This window comes from Sphingomonas sp. C3-2, assembly GCF_033025475.1.
Classification (GTDB): Bacteria; Pseudomonadota; Alphaproteobacteria; order Sphingomonadales; family Sphingomonadaceae; genus Sphingobium_A.
Genome location: NZ_CP130322.1, coordinates 3,139,396 through 3,155,826, shown reverse-complemented (window position 1 = coordinate 3,155,826; position 16,431 = coordinate 3,139,396). Strand labels below are relative to the sequence as shown.

The window sequence follows — 16,431 nt, the reverse complement described above, 5'->3', positions numbered from 1 at the left end:
AATGTCCGGCGGGTTCAGCCCGTCGCCAGAAACCAGCTTTCGGCCCCTTCCAGGCAGATGGCGGTCAGCCGTCCGCTGGCATAGGCGCCGGTATCGATCCCGATCCGATTGTTCCGCCGGTCCACTTCATCGGTGATGCTGTGGCCATGGATCACCACCCGGCCAAACGCCCCCTGATGGCGCAAGAATTCCTCGCGTATCCAGCGCAGATCCGATGGCTTCTGGTCATTCAGCGCCACACCGGGCCGAACCCCCGCATGAACAAAGACATAATCGCCCATTTCGATCATGTCTTCGCAACTTTCCAGAAAGGTCAGGTGCGCCGCCGGCACGCGCTCGCCAAAAATGCGGGCGAGTTCCTCATAATCCAGTTCATCATATTCACGGTCCGTCACGCCGTAACTGGCAAGCGTCTTGCGCCCGCCAATGCGGATCAGGAACTTGGTCGCCTTGGCGTCCCCCCGCGCGGCCTTGAGGAAAACCTCCTCATGATTGCCCTGCAAGCAGCGAAACTTGCGCCCGCTGGCCTTCAGCGCGATCGCGCGCGACACAACCCCCGCCGAATCCTCGCCGCGATCAACCAGATCCCCGAGCAGAATCAGATGGGTTTCCGCACACCCGCGCGCCGCATCGTCAATTTCGATCTTCGCCAGCAGCTCGTCAAACAGGTCCAGCCGCCCATGAATATCCCCAATCGCATAAACGCGCTGCCCCGGCGGAAGCACGGGATCGGCCGCGCGGCGGCGGGATACGAGACGGGATAATGTTGCCAGTACCATATACGCGGTGAACCACAGCTTGAATGAGACGCGCTATATAGCCACGCAATCGCGATTGCGCACCCCCGTTTCGCGACAGCCTGTCTAAGCACCCATCCCAAATTTAACTCTAGATTAGCAATTTTTACTTACACATTGGAATGTAATCGGGATGAAATTCACCCCGCATGCGTTGCAACTTCATCACATCTCATCAATGAAAGATGCATATACCCCAAAAAAGACGGTCAAATGCGCAAAACGTCAATTTCCGTGGGTTGTCAGCAATGCTGCACTGTGTCATCGTTTATGGGAGTGTTGGAAGAGCCTGTAACTGTAAGGAGCTAAATATGCGTCTCGGTAAAATCTCGATGGCAGCCGCTATCGCGCTCGCCATGTCGAGCACCCCCGTCCTCGCTCAGGCCGCTTCGTCGGCTTCGAAGCTTTCGGTTGCCAAGTCGGCTCGCGCCGGCGCTTCGGCAGCCAACAAGAACGAAGCTGCTGGCGGCGGCGTGATCCTCGGCATTCTCGCAGCAGCAGCTGTGATCGCCGGTATCGTGATCATCGCTGACGGCGACGACAAGCCCTCCAGCAACTAAGCTGTAGCGCTTTTCGCTAAAGAGAAATGGCGGCCTTCGGGCCGCCATTTTTTTTGCCCATCCAACGTGAAAGCCCACTGACAGCCGAACCAGACGGCAAGGCATCGACGCCGCGGGCGGGACGGCGCACCACCAGGTACCGCCAACGGCTCCCCCCTCCCATGAAACGCAATCGACCGGATCGAACGCGCCGCGCTGAACCATGGCGGCAGTCGCAAAACCCTGTCTGTCGCGCACAAAAAAAGAGGCCGACCAAATGGCCGACCTCTAATTTCGTGCGTTGTGTGGCCCCGAAGGGCCACACGCCACTTACATGCCCGAGCCGGGACCGTAAGTGATTTCCACGCGACGGTTCTGCAGTTCGCGAACACCATCGGCGGTATCGACGCGCGGGCGGCTTTCGCCGAACGCTTCGGTCGAGATGACGCCCGAAGGGATACCCTTCGATTCAAGGTACGAACGCACCGCGTCGTTACGACGCTGCGACAGACCGACGTTGTACTGGGCTGCGCCCGACTTGTCGGCGTGACCTGCCAGCATGACCTGCGCGTTGCCGCAATCCTGATACGCGGTAACCGCGTTGTCGAGGATCGACGCTGCTTCCGGCGTGATGTTCGACTTATCCCAGTCGAAGAACACGATGTACGGCCCAGGCGTGCACACTGCCGGCGGCGGCGGCGGGGGCGGCGGGGGCGGGGGCGGCGGCGGCGGCGGCGGCGGCGGCGGCGGCGGAGCCGCTTCCTTACCACCGAAGTTGAAGATCAGGCTGCCGAGAAGGCTGTGCGAACGGAAGCGGGTGCTTACGTCGTCACCAACGCGGCTCACGAGATCAACATTGTCGGCGTTGAAGAAGCGATACTTCAGGCCAACGTCGATGTTGTCGGTCAGCGGAGCGCGAACGCCTGCGAGCACCTGCCATGCGAAGCCGGTGTCGGAATCGTTCAGGAAGTCGCTCGAGGTGGTGAGGCCGTAGCCGTCAGCCTTGACGCGTGCCACACCGACACCGCCGCCGACGAAGCCCTGCAGGCCCTCATCGTCACCGAAATCAAGCAGACCGTTGATCATGAAGCTGAGCGCAGTGCTCTTGCCGCCGACGGTTTCGTCAACGAGCGCACCTGCGGTGATGCTGTCGATCGCGGCCGTCTTGTAGCCGACTTCTGCTTCTGCACGGAAACCGCCAAAGTCGTAACCGACAATGCCGTCGAAATCCGCGCCGTAGTCGTGATCGACATTTGCAGCGTTGTTGATGCCGTCGATGTCGAGGTCCATGTCCTCAACAATCATCGCGCCGCCTTCAACGCCGACGTACCACGCATTATCGCGCGCCAGAGCGGGCGAGGCGATAGCCGTGGAGGCGAGTGCCATCGCTATGGCAAGCTTCCGCATAGTATTCCCCTTTCTTGGTTGTCACTCAGGACAGCGTTTCATTCCCTACTCAAAGCCTTGATCGCGCGCAAGCAGCAAACACCGGTAACTGTTGCCAAAATGCCGCACTAATCACTCATTGAGCACGCCCAAAAAAACCCGGCTTCGTCGATATTGTTCCGCAAATTCTGTTATCATTGCGAAATTAATCCATGCGTCCGAAGGGCCGCGAGGATCGCGGACACACCCGCCCGGGCAACATCGTCGACAACCGCCCCGCCCACCGGATCAGCAATCCCCGCCTGCCGCGCACCCACCACCTGTTCGCCATCGAGATGCAACGCGACACCGCGAAGCAAACCCAGTTCCCAGCCCGCACCATATCGCATCGCCCAATGGCCATCGGCGCGGCTCCATGCTGCAAACCCTTCAAAGTTTTTGAAAAAGCGCCACCCACCATCGGTCCAAAGCGCAACCTCGCCGGCATGGCCCTGCCATGCATCCTGCGGTGCGGCACCGATGATCCACCCCTGCCCCGGTTCCGGGTTCGCGGGCGGAACATCGAGTCCGATTGCCTCGACAACAGGGGCCAGCAGAAAGTCGATCCGGGCCAGGGCCTCGTTGTGCGAAAGCTCCTTCTGCGCCTGCCCCGCCGCAAGCAAAGGCAGATGATGTCGAGAAGTCGTTGGAAATGCCATGACCCTATTACTCCTAAATCGCCGGGATCGGAAAAATTGCGGATAGAGAGGCGGCCAATGTTCCGAGCTGCATTACTTCGACGATCAACTCCGATTCGTCGTCGCGGTCTTGCAACTCGAGTGCACGGGGATACGTCCACTGCGGAGTCGCGGTCTCGGCGCTGCGCACCACAGCCCCGTCGCGACGGACGACAATCCGGTAAAGTTCGCGTTCCTCACCCAATGGCACCTCGATGCCATCGGCCCAGCGCCACCCCATCCTGCTCCGCCGGGTCCAGCGCAGCGCGATGTCGTCATTGGCCAGTCGCTCGCCGGTAATGGCCACCGGCATGGGCGGTGCAACGGACTGCCCGGTGACAAGCGCCTCGGCGGTTGCGGCGACATGATCCCCCACCCCGCTCGCCAGCACCCGCGCCGATGTTCCCAATGCCGAGACCGGCACATCGATCGCGCGGATCGTCTCGGCCTCGATCCGGACGAACCGTTCGCCCGCGCCGTGGTCTGCCACCGCGCATTCGCTGCCCCGACGCCCGCGCAGCAAATGACTGAGGCGGTAGCGGCCGTTGCCCAACGCCTCCGCCCGGCCGAACTGGATCAGCTCATCGCCGATCAACGCAAGGTTGGCGCCCGCCGCCAATTGCCCGTCATCGGCATCGAAAAGCGCCATCTCCTCGTGCAGCAACGCCACATCCGCGCTGTTCCGATCATCGAACAGAAACGGCGTACCAATCGCCAGCGGCGTCACCGTCTCCCCCATCGTCGCCGGTGCGGTGGTCATCCCCGGTTCGTTCCAGCTCATGCCAGCATCAAGGCTCAGTGACAGCGCCGCCCGGCGCCATCCCGGCAACGCGCCCGCCGCCGCCACGCACAATTGCGGCGTTCGCAGTGGTTCGTCGCCCAGTCCGGGCAATTCAAAGGCGTGGATCACCGTCGGCCCATGCACGCGGTCCACCTCGCCCACCGCGCGGCCTGGTTCGGCAGGCAGAGCAACCTGCGCCTCCGCCCGCACGCGCGACAGGCTGACACGGAGCACCATCTGCTCGAGCAACACCTCTTCCACCCGCCACAGCCCCAGCTCGCCATCGATCCGCACCAAAGCCGCAGGCCCAATGCCGATATGGCGCCAGGGCAGGAACAGCGTCCGCCGTCCGCGCGCAGACCAGGCGCGGGAAAGATTGTCCTCCGCGATCGCCTTGGCCTCGCCCGCGCTCAGCGCTGCGGGAAGCTCGATCCGCTCGACCAGCCGGCCCGCCCCCGGGCGCCGCGCGCTGTGCAGCCCCGCCTGATAATCGCGCGCGGGCTCATAATAGCTGAGCGCAATCTCCACCGGCGCGGCCATTGCTGCCGCCAGCCGCATATCGCGCACGGCATCGCGGCTCGCCCAGCGCGTCGCGCCCAATTCTGCACCCCGCACAGTCACCGGCTCCGCATCGCTGCCCGCCAGAACCAGCCGTTCGCCATCGTCGCCCAGCGCCAACGGTGCGGCGCGCGCAAGTATCTCCACCGCGCCGCGCACGCTGTCGCCCGAAGCCGCATAACCGCCCAGCAGGCGCCCCGATGCGCCGGTCACATCGCCGTCGCTCAGTACATCCGCGATCGTTCCGATGCCGACCGCCCCCTCATCGGCCTCCACCTCAAAGGTCAGCATGGGTATGCGGTTGCCATAATCGCCGAGCTGGAAATGCTCGAACACGGCATAGGCGATACCGCGATAGGCGGGCGTCCGCCCCACCCCCTCGATCGCCGCGATCAGCGGGTCTGGCGCCTGATCCTCGTCCCCGTCATGAAAACGAAAGCCTGTCTCGGTCTTGAAATCGCCCCCCGCGCCGCGCAGCAGCTTGCCGTCCGCCCATATCCGACGAATGCGGCGGACGCGCCGCGCCGACAGCGCCACGGCAAAGCTCGTCGAATAGCTATAGCTCGTCGTCCGGGGTCGCCCCTTGCCCCCGCCGCTCGTTTCGCGCCGTTCGACCAGATCGGTCGCCCAGATCACCGTTCCCGCCACGCGCATCGTTCCGAACAGGCGCGGAATGGGCGTGCCATAGGTCGATGTCTGCACCGCCAGATCGCCCAGCCGGGGCCCCTGCCGGCCCTTGGGCGCAAAAAGCAGCCGCTGGTCGATCTGCTGGCCGATGATCGCGCCCACCGCCGCGCCGATCTGGCCGCCCACCACCGCGCCCGCCACGGTCAGCACCAATGTTGCCATCTCTCTCCTCCCGCCAAAAGCCGATCACCGGCCAGGGCAGCATCCCCGGCTGCTCCACCACGCGGCGCAGCGCCGCATCGGCATGGACGAACCCCGTCGCCGTCAGGATCGCCAGATGAAATTGCACCGGCCCCGCCTCCACCAGCGCCACATCGCCCGCGCGTGGCCAATCCGTGGGGGCAAGCCCGGCGCCAGTGAGCATGGCGCTCCAATGCCCGGCGCTTCCGCCGCGCATCGCATAGCCGTGCGGGGCCCCATCGCGCCGCCCATGCGCCGCCAGCGCCAACCCCACACAATCGAGCCCCGTCGCCGGATCACGTCCATGCAATCGGAAACGACAGCCGATCAGAGCGCGCGCCGCGGCCGCCACGTCAGCCACCGGGATAACGCGTCAGCAGGTCGTTGCCCGGCAGATGCGGCTCGCCGCGAAAATTCACGCCATTGCCAAAGCGCCCGGTGCAGGTGGCAAAGCGCTTGTCGCAGCCTTCGACAATCTCCACCCGGTCCCCGGCAGCGGGCGCAAAGGCGGGCGGATCACGCAACCAGATCTCAGCCCCCGCCGATGCCATGATCGCGCCCGTAAGCCCGCTATTGCGCCCGCGCACCCAGCGCAACACGCCGCCGCCATAGGCATTGGCGGATGGCTCGGCGGTATCGAGCACCAGCCGCTCCTCCTCCGCCGCGACCAGCCTTGCGAACCGCCGCCGCCCCGCCAGATCGATCCGACACCGAGGCCCGCCCAATTCGGCGCGACATTCGGGCGCGGTCAGTTCCACCACCGCACGCTCCAATGTCGCGGTCGGCCCGCGCAGCTCGGCCGAAAACGCATCGTCCGACAATTCCACCGTACCAAGCTCGCCGCGCGCCAGCGGCACCATCTCGTCCGGCGCCGTCCAATCGACCGCGAACAGCCGCAACGCCGCTCCGTCCCAGCGTCCTGCCGATAGATCGGCCTCGCTGATCGCGTCATCGGCCAGCGCGCCGCGCACATCCATGCTGTCGGCGTCGAACCCCGCGCTTCGATGGATCGCGGATGGCAGCATGCCCGGCGCCGCGCGGTAGCTGATGCCGCCGATCATCAGATCGCGGTCATGGCTGGTAAAACCCAGCGTCACTCCGTCGCGCCGGTCGAGCCGCCAGCAAAAGGCCAATGTCGTCACCGTCCCTTCGAAAAAGCGGCTCACCGCCCGTCCTCGCGGATCTCGATCAACGGCACCGACACCACCTCGCCCGCCAGAAACGTCGCGCGGGTCACCTCCAGCCGGTCCTCGGCAAAGCGAACCGGCACATCGAACAGATATCCCGCCGTCACCAGCGCGCCTTCGGCGGGCGGCGTATCGAACACCAATGTCCCGCCCTGCAGAGTCCAGCCCGCAGCCACCGCACCGTCCACCGCCACGATCACGCTGCCCGCCACCGGCCGGGTAATGTCGCGCAATTGCGGCTCGTCGCCTTCGCCATAATGTTTCACCAGCGGAAATTCGGCGGTGCGCCCATCGCCCATGCCGATCCGCTGGTCGAGCGGCCCCGGCACCCCGTTCATGCCGGACGAGCTGTAATCGAACGGATCGCGAAAGCGAAACCCGCGCGCCGCCCCTCGGCGGGCGCGGAAAAAGACGATGAGTTCGCCCATATCGGCCTCGGATCGCACGCCCGGCCCCGCATCGAACTGCATCCGCGCGTTTGCCCAATCGGCATTGCGCTGCTCATGGCCCGACGCCATCGTCACGATCGCGGTCGAAAAGCCGGGCGAAACGCTCGCCTCGCGCCCCAGCGCCAGCGGAAAATCGACATCGTCAAATGGCTGCACCCCTCGCTCCGCCTCGTCGAAATGGGTAAATCCGTCACGGATCACCTGCGGCAGCGCCCAGATGAAGGTCTCCGCCGTTCCCCGCCTGCGTGCGGCATCGGCGGCCGCGTCGATATGGCGCCACTGCGCCGCCTGATCCGCGCGCAGCACAAAGCCCGAAAAATAATGCTGCTCGGCGATCGGATAGCCCAGCCGCGCCGTTGCCACCGCCACGCCGCGCGCGGTGCCCGCCCGGTTGCCCTCGGTCACCCAATCATAATCTTCGAGCTGCAGCACATCGAAGGCCGGCCGCGCCCAGCCCATAGGCACATTGGCGCGCTTCACCTCGGGCGCGCGCGCATCGAGCACGCTGGGCAGATAGACGAGCAACAATGTCTCTGCCCCCGCCGGCCCTGCCTCATCGCGCGCCGCCGCCGCCAGCGCGGCGGTCGACGCCGCCAGCACCGCACCCGCGCGGTCGAGCATCGCCGTCTGCGCTGCATTCATGGCCGCGCCCACATCGCCAATCGACACCAGTTCCGCGCCGAATGCCGCCCGCGCCGCGTCGTCGTACAGGCAGATGCGCCCATCGGGCATCACCCACCACCAGGGCTCACCCACCTGAAAGCGCACCGCCTGCCCCGCATAGCGCGCAATCGCGACAAAGGCGCGCGCCACCGCCTGCAAATAGCCCATCGCCCCGCCCTGTGCAGGCGACAGCAAGGTCGATGGCGGCTCCCAGCCGGTCAGCGCGGGGGCTCCATCCTCGGCGCGCTGTTTCCAGTCGTTCCAGCAATGCGCGTCGAACAGCTCATAGGAAAGCGACAGGATCAGGCCAAACCCCAGCGCCTTGGCGCGGATCGCAAGGTCGCGGTGCCACGCCGCGCACGGCACATTCAGCGCGCCGCCCATCAGGCTGACATAATAGCCGCCATAAAGCGCCTCGAGCCGGAAATAATGGCTCATCCCGACATAATGGTTGATCGCCCCGCGATACCCCAGATGCAGCGCATTGCGCAGCATCCGCGCGGGCGTCAGGTGATAGCTGTCGTCATATCCGGTCGCGATCGACAGGCCATGCTCGGGCACCATCGCCTCGCCGATCGCCAGCACCGATCCCGCGCCGTCGCAGCGCATCTCGCTCAGTTCCACCCAGCCGGTCTGCGCAGCGGCCAGCGGCGCATCAGTCAGCGCATCGACATAGCCGGGCCCCACGATCGAAATAAACATCCGGTCGATATCGCCCGCCCATAGCGGGTCTGCCTCCCCCGGCAGCGCAAAGCCGCCCGCAAGCGTCCGGAAGTCGAGCGTAATCCGCGCATCGTCGGGCGCCCCTTCGGCATAGTTCCACAGCCGGACATACCAGGCGCGCGGATACCCCGCCGCATCGCGCCCCTCGATGGTCAGCGTCGGCCCGCCCACCGCATCCAGCGTGCGCAGCCCGTGCGAACGCCAGCGAAAGGAAAGCGTACAGCCCCTGAAGTCGCGCGCCGTCTCATAGGCCAGCAGCGGATGGTCCTCGCGGTCCTCCGCCGCCCAGATCAGCCCCGCCAGATCGTTCTTGCGGTAAAATACGGCATCGACGCGCAGTGCATCATGCGCCGTGGTCACCACCGAAGCCATCATCGGGCGGGGGAAGTTGACGGTCCAGAAGCGCGGGTCGAACCGTTTGATCCACCCGCTTTCCTGAACGGTACGCTTGTTGGCCAGCCAATATCCCATGGCTCACGCCTCCATCAGCGCGCCGCGCACCGCCCGCGCCACCTGCCGGGCCGATCGCGCCAGCGCCTGCGGTGCGTCCGCCCCGCTCCCTGCGTTGACGGTGATCGCCACGCGCACATCGCGTGCTGCGCCGCCCACCCCGGCTTCCACCCGCCCGCTGGCCGTTGGCACGAAAATCTCAGGCCCGCGTTCCCCCACACGGTAGGCGCGTCCCGGCGATACCGGCCCGCCGGTCGCCCGCCCCGGCGCGCCCGTCAGCGCGCCGATGATCGATGCGCCAAGCGATGCCAGCCCGCCGTTTTGCCCACCGCCGCCCAGGATCGCGCCGATCCCGCCGCGGATCGCGCCCGCCGCAATGTCGTTCATCACCACCAGCGCCACCCGGCGCAGATCGTCGAACCCCAGCTTGCCGGTGCGCAGCGCACGGAGCAGCGCGCCTTCGATCCGCTGCCCGGCCGCATCGGCACCCTGCGCCAGCGGCCCGTCCAATTGCGCGCGCATGTCCGCCACGTCGCGCTGAAACCCCTGGGTGTCGCCGCGCACGCTGACGATCAGCCGTTCGATTTCCTCATCCATCGGGAAACATCTCCATCAATTGGGTGATCGTCTGCGCATCGGGCGGCGTCCCCGCCGTGTCCCCACCGCCCGCCAGCGCCTCCAGCACCACCGCCAGTTCGGCGGGCGTGGCGCGCCAGAACTCGTCCGGCCGCCAGCCCAGCAACGCGCCGGCCAGCCCCGCCAGCCGCGCCGCGCTCTCGGCCAGCGTCGCGCTCATCGCCCCTGCAATATCTGGTGCAGCATCTGACGCAGAACGGGGCTTGCCGCCGCCAGCCCCGCCGCCGTCACCGCCTCGCCCAAAATATCACGGGTCAACCATTCGGGGCGGGCCATGATGCAGTGCCAGAACAGCCCCACCATTTCGGACAGCGAAAGCCCGCCCGCCGCCGCGCGTTCGACAAGCGCAAACAACGGCCCCAGTTCCCCCTCCGCCGCCACCAGCGCGGCAAAGCTCGGGCGCAGCACCAGCGTCTCGCCGCGTACGCGCAACGATGCCTCGCCGCGTACCGGGTTCGCGCTCATGCGCCCGTCACCGGGCCAGAGCTTTCCAGGCTGAGCGTGTAGCTGCGCTCGCCATTATAATCCCCGGCATAATCGAGCCGCGTCACCAGAAAGCGCCCCGCCATCTGCTCGCCGCTTTCAAAGTTCAGCGCATAATCGTCGATCACCCCGGCCAGCGCGTTCGCCTTCAGCCGCTGTTCGGCCGCCGATCCAGTAAAAATCCCCGCACCCGATACCGAAACCGAACGCACCCCCGCGCCCGACAAAAGCTCGCGCCACCCGCCTGAGTCTTTCGAGGTGATCTGAACCGCCTCGCCGTTCACCGACATCTGCGTCGTCCGCAGCCCGGCAACGGTCGCATAGACGATCGGATTTCCGCCATTCCCAATCTTCAAAAGAAAGGCGCTTCCCTTTTCCGCGGCCATGTATCACTCTCCCAACATCAGGATAAAAGGATTGGAATTCGCTATGTTTTCCGCTGTCCTCATCGCCCTCGCGCTGGCTGCCGGCGCCAACCCCACCGACGCGCCCCGCAAGGAATTCTCGCAGTGCATGGACAAGTTCGTGCGCAAGAGCCTCGACGCCAAAATGCCGGCCTCGTCGTTCGACAAGGGGCTTGCCCCGGCCTGTGCGGCTGCCGAAAACGCGCTGCGTCAGGCGTCGGTCAATTACGATGTGCAGGACGGGGTCGCCCGGCCCGAGGCCGAAAAATACATCAATGACGAGATCAGCGATCTGCAAACCAATGTGAAGGCGATGTACGCCCAATATCTCGAAACCGGCACCAAGCCCGATTGATCGGCCCCGCGCCGGCCATCACCCGCTGGCCAGCACGCGCACGCGATATTCGATCATCCCGGTCCAGCTGCGATCGCCCTCGCGCGTAATCCGGCTGCGCAGAAAGGCGATGCTCGCCACCCGCCATCCGTCCAGCTGGCGCCCCAGCCCGGCCAGCGCCTCCTCGGCTGCCGCCATCAACCGATAGAGCCGCGCCGGGCCATCGGCCGCATCCCGCACGCTGAGCGCAATCCGCACCTCGCGCCCGTCGGCATCCTTGGTGCCCCAGTCGCCCGACAGGCTTTCGCCGATCAGCGCATAGGGCGGCGTCGCGCGCACCGGGCGCATCAGGTGCACGCCGTTCACGCCCTCGCGAAACGGCGCATGGGCGTTGAGCGCATCGATCACCGCCGCCTCGACGGCCGCGTGCGCGTTCATCGGATCAGTCCCGCAATCCAGCGCAGGCGCGGGTCGTCGCGCATCCGGCGCCAGAGCGCCCGGCCCGCAATCCGCACGCCCCGCGTGTCCTCGCCGATCTCAAGGTCGGGAAAGGCCTGGCGGGCCGCCGCTGCCAGCCGCCTGCGCGTCGTCTCCGCCCCGCGCAGCGCGATGTCGCGCGCGCGCGCTTCGAGCCGTTCGAACATATTCCCTCCCCTCATCCCAGCCGCATCCGCCGCCATGGCCGCCACAGCGCGGTCACCGCCGCCGGAACGCCGCCATCGCCCCGATCATTCGCGCTCTGCGCCGCACGCCCCCGCGCGTCGAACAGATGCGCGCTCAGCCGCAATATCCCGTGGCGGATCGGCTCGGGCAGCGTGCCCCACTCGCTCGCCATCCCGGCGCTCAGCGTCACCCGCACGCGCCCGGCCGCCCCCGGCTGCGGCACCCGCACCCAGCCGTCACCGCCCGCGTCGATGTCGATGGCATAGGCGCCCACCGGCAACGCAAAGGCCGCCCCTTCGGCGGGCAGCCCCTCCACCCCGGTCACCGCGCGCACCGGGGTTGCCGCCAGCCGCGTCCATTCACGCCGCACGGGTACGATCTCGGTCAGCGTGCGCGTCAGCAAAACCTGCCCGGTAAAGCGCTCGCCCATCGCCATCGCCGCGCCGATCATCTCGCTCAGCGCGGCATCCTCGTCGGCTGTTTCGATCCGCAGATAGGCCCTGGCCGCCGCCAGCGCTTCGGGTGCCACCGCGCTCATCGGCGTGCCCCCGTGTTCAGCGCCACCATGCGTTCAGCAACACGCCCGTCGCTGAAGGTCACCCGGTTGACGATGCGATAGGTCTGGCCCACCCGGCCGCCCGAAATCGATGCGGCGGTCTGCCCCGGTTCGGCCTCGGCCGCCTGCGCGGTCATCCCGCCCGGCTCATTGGGGCTTACCCGCCACCGGCTTTCCGCAATCGTCGCGCCGCGCGCCAGCCGCGGGCTCCAGTCGATCGCATAACCGATCCGCGCCTGCGGCTCCTTCTGATATTGCCCCATCGCCCCCACCCGCAAAAATCATGAAAAAAGGGGCGCCCCCGCGATGGAGACGCCCCTTGCGCGCAACCCGCCCAAAGGCGCGGTTCAGCTCGCCGCGAACTTCATCAGCTTGATCGCCTCGCTGTTCGTCACCGCCCCGCCAACGCGGCGCGTGGCGTAGAAATGGACGAAGGGCTTGTTCGAATAGGGATCGCGCAGGATCTGCGTCGCCATGCGTTCAGCGATCAGATAGCCCGCCTTGAAGTTGCCGAACGCGATCGACAGGCTGTTCGCAGCGATGTCGGGCATGTCCTCGGCCTCCACCACCGGATAGCCAAGCAGCGTGTCCGCCCGCCCCTCGGCCAGCCCCGGCTGCCACAGGAACGCGCCGTTCGATGCCTTGAACTTGCGGATCGCCGACAGCGTCGCCGAATTCATGACGAACGCCGCCCCCTGCCGATACGGGGCGCGGAGCGCCTGAATCAGGTCGATCAGCCGATCCGCCGGGTTCTGCGCGGCAAAGCCGCCCGCCGCCCCGCTCGCCAGATACTGGATGGTGCCGAATGCCCGCGCACCGTCGGGTTCGTCGGTCACCGTGCCCGCCAGAAAGCCCTTGGGCTTGTTCACACCGTTGCCCGAAACGAACGCCGCGCCCTCGGCGCGTGCGAATTCCTGCACAATCTCGCCCGCCAGCCATTGCTCGACGTCGAACGCCGCATCGTCCAGCATCGCCTGGCTGGCCGCCGGATTGGCGTAAAGCTCGCCCATCGGCGGCGCCACCTCGGCAAAATCGGGCGTATCGGTTTCGGGGCGCCCCGCCACTTCGGCTACCCAGCCCGACGGCGTTCCGCCATGGCTCACCAGCTTGCGATAGCCGGCACTGCCCACGCGCACGACATTGGCGATCGTGCGGATCGGCGAACTGCTTTTCAGCGTCGCGTCGATCACCCCGTCAATCTCGCGCGGCACCGCATATCCGCCCTCGGTTCCGGCAGCACCGTTCAGGCTCTTCACCTCGGCGCCCACATGCCCTTGTCGCAAATAGCCATCGACAAAGGCCTTGCGCGCCGGCTCCTCACCCGCGCCCTTCACCCCGGCCAGCGCGGGCCGCCCGCCCGCCACAACGGCCGCGTCCAGCTTCGCCTCAAGCGCGCCCATCTGCGCACCCAGATCCGCAATCGCGGCATTGGCCGCCGCCATATCCAGCGCCGCGTCCAGATCGCCGTCCACCATCTCGGTCTTCACTTCGTACATCGCCGTCTCCCCGCTCATTCGCCGCACACCACCAGCCCATGCACCCGCGCCAGCGGCTGCATCGGAAAGGTCACCAGGCTGATTTCCACCAGCTCCAGCGCGGTCAGCTCGCGCGCCGTTGCCAGCCGCTTCTGCCCGCGCACCCGATATCCAAAGGAAAGCCCGTCCAGCGCGCCCTCGCGCAGCAGCGCCCCGGCCTCGCGCCCCGCCTGCGTCGCGGCCGAAATCCGGCCCGTCACGCGCAGCCCGTGCGCATCCTCGGCCAGATGCTCGATCCGCCCGATCACCCGGTCGGGCGCGTGCTGCCACAATAAGGGCACCGGCTTGCCCAGCGCCTTGGAAAACGCCCCGCGCCGCACCACATCGCCGCCCCGGTCCACCCGGTCGAACACCGCGGCATAGCCCGAAAACCTCACGCCCTGATCAGCGCCACCAGCCCCAGCCGCACCGCCAGCCCCAACAAAAGCAGCGCCAGCACGATCCGCACCATCCATCCCACCACCTCGTTCCTTGCCGTCCGTTTCGCGTCGCGCCAGGCCGACAGCAGCTCGCGCAGCGCGCCGATGTCCGCGCGCGCCGCCGCATCCTCCAGCCCCAGCCGCGTCAGCGCGCGATCGGCGCCCAGCGCGCTCGCTTCCTCCGCAATCGCGCGGATCGTCACCATGTCGGCGCCGCGCGCCTCGGCCTGCGCCATCATCTCGGCCAGTATCGCCTCGTTCATCGCCCCTCTCCCGTGCGCGGTGCGGGTTCCAGCCCCAGCACCGCGCGTTTTTCCTCCGCGCTCAGGAAATCGGCCGCCGCCACCTGCGCCCATTGCCGCTCGCGGTCCTCGGACAGCGCGGTCACGCGGTCGAGGTCGATGCCCAGCGTCAGTTCGGGCCACCAGGGGCGCAGCGCCTCGCCCAGCGCGCCCAATATGCGGTAAGAAAGCGGCAGCACCGCCAGCCGCCACAAAGCGCGCACCGCCTCGCGGTAATTGGCATAGGTATTGTCGCCCGGCAGGCCGAGCAGCATGGGCGGCACGCCAAAGGCCAGCGCAATCTCGCGCGCCGCCGCCGCCTTCAACCCGACAAAATCCATCTCGGCGGGCGAAAGGCTCATCGCCTGCCACCTCAGCCCGCCTTCCAGCAGCATCGGCCGCCCGGCATTGGCAGCGCCCTGAAAATGCGCCTCCATTTCGCTGCGCAACCGGTCGAACTGCTCGCCCGAAAGCGCCGCCCCGTCGCCGGGATCGAACACCAGCGCCCCCGAAGGCCGCGCCGCATTGTCGAGCAGCGCCATGTTCCAGCGCGTCGCCACATTGTGGATCGCCACCGCGCCCGACGCCGCCTCAAGGCAGCCCAGCCCATAATGGTCGTCGGCGGGGTGATAGCTTTTGACATGGACGATCGCGGTCCGCCCCGCCTCGTCGCGCGCGGGCATCCGGCTCGTCTCCGCGCCAACGCTATAGCAATAGGCGGTGGGCCAGCCGCGCGCGTCCACCTCCACGCGCACCCGTTCGGGGCGCAGCGCGAACAGCTCGCGCGGGCGGCCCAGGCTGTCGGCGATGATCTGGATATAGCCATTGCCGTGGAGCAGCACCTGCGCGGCCACCGTCTCCATCAGCGTCTGCCCGCCGATCCGCGCGGCAATCAGCGCGCGCACCTCGGAATCCGATGCCGCAAGCGGCGCCTCGCCCACGCTTTCGGCCACCATCCGCACCGCGCGCTGCGCCACCGCATTGCCCAGATAGGCCGCGCGCACCTGCCCCTCATAAGACCGCGCCCAACCGCCCACCTCACCGCCGACGCCACCCGGAAAACCCCAGCCACGCGCCAACCCCGGCCGAGCGCCCCCGCGCCCGACCGCCTTCCTGCCGAACCATTTCATCTGCGATGTCCTTATCTGCCGCCCGCGCGATTGGCCGGGCAAGGTCACAAAATCATTGAACAACTTGGTCGGATGGTGCGACCATCAACTATGGATCTTCACCTGCGACGAAATCTGCAACTGTTCGCGGCTGCCCTGCTGACAATCGCGCTTGTCAGTTTCATCGGCGCATGGTCGATGGCCATCTCATTACCGCTGATGATTCTCGCAACCCCCGTGATGCTGCTCGTCGTTGGTACCTGCACTCTGGTCCTGCTCGTCCAAGGGCATAGAAATCGGGCTGACAAAGCAATCGTTGCGCGATCGCCTGATCAAATTCGGAACGACACCGGTCCTGCTGGCCATCAGCATAATGCTGGCCTGGCCTGCCTTGTACGGCGGATCGGTCCTGGGAACTCATGTCCGGTTGCTGATCAACTTGGCCAGCTATCGACAGATCATTGCCGAAGCCCGTACTGGCACGCTGGAACCGGGTATCTATCACACCTCCGAGAATGGCATCCACTACATTGTCGATAACGGTCCGCCTGTGCGCGTTGCCTTCAACCCCGATGGGCTTCTCGACAATTGGTCAGGTATCATCTTCGATCCCACCGGCATCGTTATGTCCGCAAAGGGCTTTCACCCGGTCACGGGTGCGTTTTATGCGCCCGAACGGGTCACCAAACTTTTTGGCGGAGATCTCGTATCCTGCCATTCGCTCTGGGGTGATTTTTACCATTGCTCGTTCACCTGAGATCCATGGCCTGACCCTGACTATTCGCCTTTCATTTGGCCGCTCGAAAGCGACGCTTCGTCTATCCGCCGTGCGCGCCGGCTTGTTCTTTTCCGCCCTCCGGTCGCATGGCGGATCGATAAGAAACAGCATTTTCAT

General features: G+C 66.4%; 21 protein-coding genes. 3 read left to right on the top strand and 18 right to left on the bottom strand.

Translation table 11 applies throughout. The annotated features are described in order from the left end of the window. Positions 1 to 14: 14 nt before the first annotated feature. A complete protein-coding gene (locus QYC26_RS15125) occupies positions 15 to 779 on the bottom strand; it encodes a metallophosphoesterase family protein (RefSeq protein ID WP_317513049.1) in 765 nt (254 codons plus the stop codon). A gap of 329 nt (positions 780 to 1,108) precedes the next feature. Between QYC26_RS15125 and QYC26_RS15120 the strand changes: the two genes are divergently transcribed. Then, positions 1,109 to 1,357, top strand: a complete 249-nt coding sequence (locus QYC26_RS15120; RefSeq protein WP_317513048.1) for a hypothetical protein — start codon at positions 1,109 to 1,111, stop codon at positions 1,355 to 1,357. A gap of 309 nt (positions 1,358 to 1,666) precedes the next feature. On the opposite strand, the gene QYC26_RS15115 is transcribed toward QYC26_RS15120, so the two are convergent. From QYC26_RS15115 to QYC26_RS15075, 9 genes are all read right to left on the bottom strand, one after another. Next, the gene (locus QYC26_RS15115; protein WP_317513047.1) at positions 1,667 to 2,743 is read right to left on the bottom strand and encodes an OmpA family protein; all 1,077 of its coding nucleotides are present in this window, start codon (positions 2,741 to 2,743) and stop codon (positions 1,667 to 1,669) included. 173 nt (positions 2,744 to 2,916) lie between these two features. After that, entirely contained in the window at positions 2,917 to 3,420 is a 504-nt protein-coding gene (locus QYC26_RS15110) for a DUF2793 domain-containing protein (protein ID WP_317513046.1), read from the bottom strand. 13 nt (positions 3,421 to 3,433) lie between these two features. Then, positions 3,434 to 5,626: a phage tail protein gene (locus QYC26_RS15105; protein WP_317513045.1), complete on the bottom strand. Its 2,193-nt coding sequence runs from the start codon at positions 5,624 to 5,626 to the stop codon at positions 3,434 to 3,436. Between the two features lie 371 nt (positions 5,627 to 5,997). Beyond that, positions 5,998 to 6,810 carry a DUF2163 domain-containing protein gene (locus tag QYC26_RS15100; RefSeq protein ID WP_317513044.1) on the bottom strand — a complete coding sequence of 271 codons (813 nt, stop codon included), beginning with the start codon at positions 6,808 to 6,810 and terminating at the stop codon, positions 5,998 to 6,000. Continuing rightward, positions 6,807 to 9,137, bottom strand: a complete 2,331-nt coding sequence (locus QYC26_RS15095) for a DUF2460 domain-containing protein (RefSeq protein WP_317513043.1) — start codon at positions 9,135 to 9,137, stop codon at positions 6,807 to 6,809. The genes QYC26_RS15100 and QYC26_RS15095 overlap by 4 nt, the downstream gene beginning before the upstream one ends. Before the next feature lie 3 nt (positions 9,138 to 9,140). Further along, the gene (locus QYC26_RS15090; protein ID WP_317513042.1) at positions 9,141 to 9,713 is read right to left on the bottom strand and encodes a tail tape measure protein; all 573 of its coding nucleotides are present in this window, start codon (positions 9,711 to 9,713) and stop codon (positions 9,141 to 9,143) included. After that, the gene (locus QYC26_RS15085) at positions 9,706 to 9,912 is read right to left on the bottom strand and encodes a phage tail assembly chaperone (protein ID WP_317513041.1); all 207 of its coding nucleotides are present in this window, start codon (positions 9,910 to 9,912) and stop codon (positions 9,706 to 9,708) included. The genes QYC26_RS15090 and QYC26_RS15085 overlap by 8 nt, the downstream gene beginning before the upstream one ends. Then, entirely contained in the window at positions 9,909 to 10,217 is a 309-nt protein-coding gene (locus QYC26_RS15080) for a gene transfer agent family protein (RefSeq protein WP_317513040.1), read from the bottom strand. The genes QYC26_RS15085 and QYC26_RS15080 overlap by 4 nt, the downstream gene beginning before the upstream one ends. Continuing rightward, positions 10,214 to 10,621 (bottom strand): phage major tail protein, TP901-1 family, encoded by a 408-nt coding sequence (locus QYC26_RS15075; protein WP_317513039.1) that lies wholly within the window; start codon positions 10,619 to 10,621, stop codon positions 10,214 to 10,216. The genes QYC26_RS15080 and QYC26_RS15075 overlap by 4 nt, the downstream gene beginning before the upstream one ends. A gap of 43 nt (positions 10,622 to 10,664) precedes the next feature. Here QYC26_RS15075 and QYC26_RS15070 point away from each other — a divergent pair, with 43 nt between their 5' ends. Continuing rightward, a complete protein-coding gene (locus QYC26_RS15070; protein ID WP_317513038.1) occupies positions 10,665 to 10,994 on the top strand; it encodes a hypothetical protein in 330 nt (109 codons plus the stop codon). A gap of 18 nt (positions 10,995 to 11,012) precedes the next feature. Here the strand turns inward: QYC26_RS15070 and QYC26_RS15065 are convergent, their stop codons facing one another. The 8 genes from QYC26_RS15065 to QYC26_RS15030 all read right to left on the bottom strand — a co-directional run bounded on the left by QYC26_RS15065 (position 11,013) and on the right by QYC26_RS15030 (position 15,557). Next, positions 11,013 to 11,411 carry a DUF3168 domain-containing protein gene (locus QYC26_RS15065; RefSeq protein ID WP_317513037.1) on the bottom strand — a complete coding sequence of 133 codons (399 nt, stop codon included), beginning with the start codon at positions 11,409 to 11,411 and terminating at the stop codon, positions 11,013 to 11,015. Then, positions 11,408 to 11,617, bottom strand: a complete 210-nt coding sequence (locus tag QYC26_RS15060; protein WP_317513036.1) for a hypothetical protein — start codon at positions 11,615 to 11,617, stop codon at positions 11,408 to 11,410. The genes QYC26_RS15065 and QYC26_RS15060 overlap by 4 nt, the downstream gene beginning before the upstream one ends. Positions 11,618 to 11,628: 11 nt before the next feature. Beyond that, positions 11,629 to 12,174 carry a hypothetical protein gene (locus QYC26_RS15055; protein ID WP_317513035.1) on the bottom strand — a complete coding sequence of 182 codons (546 nt, stop codon included), beginning with the start codon at positions 12,172 to 12,174 and terminating at the stop codon, positions 11,629 to 11,631. Beyond that, positions 12,171 to 12,455, bottom strand: coding sequence for a hypothetical protein (locus QYC26_RS15050; protein WP_317513034.1), 285 nt, complete (start codon positions 12,453 to 12,455; stop codon positions 12,171 to 12,173). Before QYC26_RS15050 ends, QYC26_RS15055 begins: the two co-directional genes overlap by 4 nt. A gap of 84 nt (positions 12,456 to 12,539) precedes the next feature. Next, positions 12,540 to 13,706 carry a phage major capsid protein gene (locus tag QYC26_RS15045; RefSeq protein ID WP_411197607.1) on the bottom strand — a complete coding sequence of 389 codons (1,167 nt, stop codon included), beginning with the start codon at positions 13,704 to 13,706 and terminating at the stop codon, positions 12,540 to 12,542. Next, complete coding sequence (locus tag QYC26_RS15040; protein WP_317513033.1) at positions 13,703 to 14,104, bottom strand: HK97 family phage prohead protease; 402 nt, start codon at positions 14,102 to 14,104, stop codon at positions 13,703 to 13,705. Before QYC26_RS15040 ends, QYC26_RS15045 begins: the two co-directional genes overlap by 4 nt. Continuing rightward, complete coding sequence (locus tag QYC26_RS15035) at positions 14,101 to 14,409, bottom strand: DUF6127 family protein (protein WP_317513032.1); 309 nt, start codon at positions 14,407 to 14,409, stop codon at positions 14,101 to 14,103. The genes QYC26_RS15040 and QYC26_RS15035 overlap by 4 nt, the downstream gene beginning before the upstream one ends. Continuing rightward, complete coding sequence (locus QYC26_RS15030) at positions 14,406 to 15,557, bottom strand: phage portal protein (RefSeq protein ID WP_317513031.1); 1,152 nt, start codon at positions 15,555 to 15,557, stop codon at positions 14,406 to 14,408. The genes QYC26_RS15035 and QYC26_RS15030 overlap by 4 nt, the downstream gene beginning before the upstream one ends. A 295-nt stretch (positions 15,558 to 15,852) precedes the next feature. Here QYC26_RS15030 and QYC26_RS15025 point away from each other — a divergent pair, with 295 nt between their 5' ends. After that, positions 15,853 to 16,293 carry a hypothetical protein gene (locus QYC26_RS15025; RefSeq protein ID WP_317513030.1) on the top strand — a complete coding sequence of 147 codons (441 nt, stop codon included), beginning with the start codon at positions 15,853 to 15,855 and terminating at the stop codon, positions 16,291 to 16,293. Positions 16,294 to 16,431 lie beyond the last annotated feature (138 nt).

Bases quoted from the DNA above. Each gene is read 5' to 3' on its own strand.
- QYC26_RS15125 (WP_317513049.1), bottom strand. From the start codon at position 779: ATGGTACTGGCAACATTATCCCGTCTCGTATCCCGCCGCCGCGCGGCC.
- QYC26_RS15120 (WP_317513048.1), top strand. From the start codon at position 1,109: ATGCGTCTCGGTAAAATCTCGATGGCAGCCGCTATCGCGCTCGCCATG.
- QYC26_RS15115 (WP_317513047.1), bottom strand. From the start codon at position 2,743: ATGCGGAAGCTTGCCATAGCGATGGCACTCGCCTCCACGGCTATCGCC.
- QYC26_RS15110 (WP_317513046.1), bottom strand. From the start codon at position 3,420: ATGGCATTTCCAACGACTTCTCGACATCATCTGCCTTTGCTTGCGGCG.
- QYC26_RS15105 (WP_317513045.1), bottom strand. From the start codon at position 5,626: ATGGCAACATTGGTGCTGACCGTGGCGGGCGCGGTGGTGGGCGGCCAG.
- QYC26_RS15095 (WP_317513043.1), bottom strand. From the start codon at position 9,137: ATGGGATATTGGCTGGCCAACAAGCGTACCGTTCAGGAAAGCGGGTGG.
- QYC26_RS15090 (WP_317513042.1), bottom strand. From the start codon at position 9,713: ATGGATGAGGAAATCGAACGGCTGATCGTCAGCGTGCGCGGCGACACC.
- QYC26_RS15085 (WP_317513041.1), bottom strand. From the start codon at position 9,912: ATGAGCGCGACGCTGGCCGAGAGCGCGGCGCGGCTGGCGGGGCTGGCC.
- QYC26_RS15080 (WP_317513040.1), bottom strand. From the start codon at position 10,217: ATGAGCGCGAACCCGGTACGCGGCGAGGCATCGTTGCGCGTACGCGGC.
- QYC26_RS15075 (WP_317513039.1), bottom strand. From the start codon at position 10,621: ATGGCCGCGGAAAAGGGAAGCGCCTTTCTTTTGAAGATTGGGAATGGC.
- QYC26_RS15070 (WP_317513038.1), top strand. From the start codon at position 10,665: ATGTTTTCCGCTGTCCTCATCGCCCTCGCGCTGGCTGCCGGCGCCAAC.
- QYC26_RS15065 (WP_317513037.1), bottom strand. From the start codon at position 11,411: ATGAACGCGCACGCGGCCGTCGAGGCGGCGGTGATCGATGCGCTCAAC.
- QYC26_RS15060 (WP_317513036.1), bottom strand. From the start codon at position 11,617: ATGTTCGAACGGCTCGAAGCGCGCGCGCGCGACATCGCGCTGCGCGGG.
- QYC26_RS15055 (WP_317513035.1), bottom strand. From the start codon at position 12,174: ATGAGCGCGGTGGCACCCGAAGCGCTGGCGGCGGCCAGGGCCTATCTG.
- QYC26_RS15050 (WP_317513034.1), bottom strand. From the start codon at position 12,455: ATGGGGCAATATCAGAAGGAGCCGCAGGCGCGGATCGGTTATGCGATC.
- QYC26_RS15045 (WP_411197607.1), bottom strand. From the start codon at position 13,706: ATGAGCGGGGAGACGGCGATGTACGAAGTGAAGACCGAGATGGTGGAC.
- QYC26_RS15035 (WP_317513032.1), bottom strand. From the start codon at position 14,409: ATGAACGAGGCGATACTGGCCGAGATGATGGCGCAGGCCGAGGCGCGC.
- QYC26_RS15030 (WP_317513031.1), bottom strand. From the start codon at position 15,557: ATGAAATGGTTCGGCAGGAAGGCGGTCGGGCGCGGGGGCGCTCGGCCG.